Origin of the sequence: Clostridium sp. ZBS15 (assembly GCF_023845705.1) — a bacterium.
Classification (GTDB): Bacteria; Bacillota; Clostridia; order Clostridiales; family Clostridiaceae; genus Clostridium; species Clostridium aquiflavi.
Window position 1 is genome coordinate 2,935 of record NZ_JAMQHY010000094.1, and the last position, 4,683, is coordinate 7,617.

The 4,683-nt window shown below is 25.4% G+C and carries 3 protein-coding genes; all 3 read left to right on the top strand.

The window, feature by feature from the left end; translation table 11 throughout:
- The first annotated feature begins 62 nt into the window (after positions 1–62).
- The 3 genes from scfB to NG904_RS16560 all read left to right on the top strand — a co-directional run bounded on the left by scfB (position 63) and on the right by NG904_RS16560 (position 4,596).
- The gene (gene scfB / locus NG904_RS16550; RefSeq protein WP_252216994.1) at positions 63–1,418 is read left to right on the top strand and encodes a thioether cross-link-forming SCIFF peptide maturase; all 1,356 of its coding nucleotides are present in this window, start codon (positions 63–65) and stop codon (positions 1,416–1,418) included.
- 226 nt (positions 1,419–1,644) lie between these two features.
- On the top strand, positions 1,645–3,324 hold the full coding sequence (locus tag NG904_RS16555; protein ID WP_252232807.1) for a methyl-accepting chemotaxis protein: 1,680 nt from the start codon (positions 1,645–1,647) through the stop codon (positions 3,322–3,324).
- Between the two features lie 60 nt (positions 3,325–3,384).
- Positions 3,385–4,596, top strand: a complete 1,212-nt coding sequence (locus NG904_RS16560; protein WP_252232809.1) for a M16 family metallopeptidase — start codon at positions 3,385–3,387, stop codon at positions 4,594–4,596.
- Positions 4,597–4,683: the final 87 nt, after the last annotated feature.

The following is a 4,683-nucleotide window of genomic DNA, read 5'->3' on the forward strand; positions in this document are numbered from 1 at the left end:
GCATATATCAACACTCTACTAAAACATAGCCTATTTTATATATGAATTAGGAGGAAAAAACAGTGTCTTTAATACACAAATTTAAACAAGGTGAAAACTTTTTTGTTTTAGACGTAAATACAGGTGCAGTACATGTAGTTGATGAATTAGTATATGATTTAGTTGATGATAATAAATTAAAATCTAAAGAAGAACTTATTAAGACTTTAAATAATAAATATGAAGAAAATGTTATTTCAGAAGCATATGATGAAATACTTGAACTTATAGATAATGGAATTCTTTATTCTAAGGATCAATATGAAGATATAGCTCATAGCTCTATGGATGATAGAGATTACATAAAAGCTGTATGTTTAAATATAATTCATGGATGTAACTTAAGATGTAAATATTGTTTTGCTGATGAAGGTGAATATCATGGACATAAAGGCGTAATGAGTCTTGAAGTTGCTAAAAAAGCAATTGATTATGTTGTTAAGAGAAGTGGTCCAAGAAAAAACATAGAAATAGATTTATTTGGTGGAGAACCAACTATGATAATGGACACTATAAAAGATATAATTAAATATGCAAGAGACAATGAAAAGAAGTGGAATAAGAACATAAGATTCACAATGACAACTAATGCTACTCTTTTAAATCCAGAAATGATGGATTTCATGGATAAAGAAATGGGTAATATAATATTATCATTAGATGGAAGAAAATGTGTTAATGATAATGTTAGAATTAAAGCTGATGGAAGTGGATCATATGATGATATAATTCCTAATATAAAAGAAATGATAAAAAGAAGAACTAAGGGTAAAACTTTCTATGTTAGAGGAACATTTACTAGAAATAACACAGATTTTTATGAAGATGTTATGGCTATGATCAATGAAGGTTTTGATGAAATATCAATTGAACCAGTAGTTTTACCAGATGAACATTCTCTTTCATTAAGAGAAGAAGATTTAGAAACTATTTTCAAAAATTATGACAAGCTATATGAAGAAATGGCTAAGAGAAAGAGAGAAGGAAAAGATGAATTTAACTTCTATCATTTCAATATAGATCTTCAAGGCGGACCTTGTGTCTATAAGAGAATTTCAGGTTGTGGTGCAGGATTTGAATATGTAGCAATAACTCCTCAAGGAGATGTTTATCCATGTCATCAATTTGTTGGAAATGAAGAATTTAAATTAGGAACTATATATGATGATACTTATGATTCAGAATTAGGAAAGAAATTTAAAGAAGCACATATATATAATAAACCTAAATGTAGAGATTGCTGGGCTAAATTCTACTGTAGTGGTGGTTGTCAAGCTAACAACTTTAATTTCAATGGAGATATGAAGATTCCATATGAAATAGGATGTAAAATGCAAAAGAAGAGAATTGAATGTGCTATAGCTCTTAAAGCTGAGTAATAAAATTAATGGACTGCTATATAATAATTATTTTATTATATAGCAGTCCTATTTTTATACTATTTAATATAATATAATTCTCATAAAAATTAATATGATTTTTATGGAATCTAACATAATATTTTTGCTAAATTGTAACTTTAATAGATAAAAAATATATAATATATAAATTTATGCTAAAATATGTTCGATAATTAAAAAATAAGAGTATATAGGGGGACAAGAAATGGAAAATGACAGAGTTATTAAAAAATCAATAAAAAGTTTACTTACAGGAGTTATATTAGTATCCTTATTAGTTATTTTTTCTTTAACAACTATAATAAGCATATTTAATATAAAGAATAGTATGACTAATGTTTTGCTAAATAAATCAGTTGAAGTAGCTAATGAAATGAATTCTTTAGTTGAGTACATAATTGAGGATGAAGATAATCCTATTGAAAAATTACAAGAAGTAGTTGATAAAAAAGCAAAATTAGATAATATTACATACATTGTCGTAGTTGATAAAAATAACAAAGCAATAGCACATAGCGATAAACAAAAACTTGGAAAAGTATATGATGATGATTACATTAAAAATGCTGTTAAAGAAGGGGAAACAAAATCTCGTAAATTTTATGCTGATGTTCAAAAGATTTGGGCATATGATATAATTGTTCCTATTGAAGTAAATGGAGAACTATATGGTTCACTAAGGATAGGAATACCTATTAGTGGAATTGATGCAGTTATAAATGATTTTTCTAAAGTACAAATAGCAATTACTGTTATATCATTAGCTTTACTTACAGTAGTATTAGTTATTCTTTTAAATAAAAGTTTAAAACCATTAAAAGATCTTATGGGAATTATTGATGATATAAGCAATTTAAATTTAACAGAAAATAAATTATTGGAACAATATGCGTTAAAACAAGATGAAGTAGGTAGGATATCTAAATCTATTTTAAATATGAGAATTGTTCTTGGAAAAATGGTTGCATCAATACAAAATACATCCAATGAAATAAATGATTTCTCTAACAAATTAGTTGATACTACAGAAATGTCTATTAACTCATTAGATGGAATTTCAAATGCAATATCAGAAATAGCTAGTAGCTCTCAAAAGCAATCAGAAGATATTCAAGAAGAAGTTTCTCAAATAAATGATTTAAGTAATGAAATAGATAATATATCTGATGAAACAATAGTAACTTTTGATAAAATAAATTACACAAGAACTTTAAGTGAACATGGTATTGGTGTTATGAATAATTTATCTAGTTGTTCTGAAAAGAATAGAGAGATTTCAAATAACATAAAATCTATTGTTATGGATGTTGATAGTAATTCGAAAGAAATAAGTAGTATAGTTGATACTATTAATGAAATTGCTAATCAAACTAATCTTTTAGCTTTAAATGCATCCATTGAAGCAGCAAGAGCAGGAGAAAGCGGAAGAGGATTTACAGTGGTTGCAGAAGAAGTTAAAAAACTAGCTGAAGAAACTTCTAAATTTACTAATGAAATAAGAAGTAAAATTAATGCAATACAAGAAAAATCTAATAATGCAGTTATTTCAGTAGAAGAAAATATTGCAGTTGTTAATGAAAACAATCAAGCTGTAGTAGAAACAGAAGATATCTTTAATAAACTTTCAGGTGAATTATTTAATTTATCAGAAATAATAAATAAAATTGTAAATTATAATAAGACTATGATAGGAAATAAGGATACAATTTTAGATATAATTCAAAATACTTCAGCAGCATCAGAACAAACAACAGCTTCTACGCAAGAAATTAGCAGTATATCTAAAGAACAATTATTAAGTATGAGAAGTTTAAGTGAGGAAGTTGATAGATTACAAGAATGTTCAAATATTCTTACAGAAGAGGTTAATAAATTTAAACTTTAGATATTAAAATATAACTTGAAATAAATAATCATAAGAATAACTTTTTAAGGGGGAAGACTTTTGCAAGAGTATATTTTTGAAAATAATTTAAAGTTAATATATAAAAAAAGTGAATCAGAATTATCTTCTATATGTATATCTTTAGAAGCAGGAGCAGGAGTAGAAAAAGATATTTTAGGAATAGCGCATGCTACAGAGCATATGGTATTTAAAAATACTAAAAATAGAAATGAAGCACAAATAAACAAAGAGTTAAGTTCTATATTTGGGTTTCATAATGCTATGACTAATTATCCATATGTAATATATTATGGAACTCTACTTGGTGATGAACTTGAAAAAGGATTAGAGATTTTTTCTGACATAATTATAAATCCAGAATTCGTTGAGGATGGATTTAAAGAGGAAATGAATGTAATAATAGAAGAACTTAATGAATGGGATGAGGAAGTTGAACAATATTGCGAGGATAAGCTATTTTTAAATTCATTTCAAAATAGAAGAATAAAATATCCTATAATAGGTCTTGAAGATCAACTTAAATCTATAAAATTAGAAGATGTTAAGAAGTTTTATGAAGAATATTATTTTCCGGGAAATACGTCTATTGCTGTAATATCTTCACTAGAATTTGAAGAAGTAAAGAACTTAGTAGAAAAATATTTCGGATTATGGGAAAAGAAAATTAAAATAATAGAAGAAGTTTATTATGAAAATAATGTTGAAAATACATTTATAAATGTAAGAGAAGGTTTAAAAACTTGTAAGGTTCAAATGATTTTTCCTATACATGAACTAAATGATAATGAGATTAGTTTATTAAGGGTATTTGATGAGTATTTTGGACAAGGCGTAAATTCATTGCTTTTTGATACATTAAGAACTAAAAATGGACTTGTTTATGATGTTATTACTAATATTGCTCATGAAAAATACATAAAACTTTATAAAATTACATTTAGTACATCAAAAGAAAATGTAGATAAATCTATAGAATTAATAAAACAATGTATCAATAAACTTGCTGAATTAAAAAATAGCATTGATATGGGGGATATAAAACAACTAATAAAGTCTTATAAACTTAAAAAATTGTTTAAAGAAGAAAAGAGTATTGTACTAGCAAAAGAAATTTCAACTTACGATACTATGTTTGGTGATTATAAAGTATATACAAATGAAAGTCTTAATTTAAATAATATAAGTAAAGAAGATGTATTTAATGTAGGAATAAAAACATTAAAGAATCCTTCAATAGAAATTATATCTTAAAGATAATATTTACTAACATTATTATATTTTAAGAAAAGTTAAGAGTGTAATATAATGGCGTAGTGGCATTGAAATTTGCTTTTTAGA

Excerpts from the sequence above, each read along its gene's own strand:
- NG904_RS16555 (WP_252232807.1), top strand. The coding sequence starts at position 1,645 with ATGGAAAATGACAGAGTTATTAAAAAATCAATAAAAAGTTTACTTACA.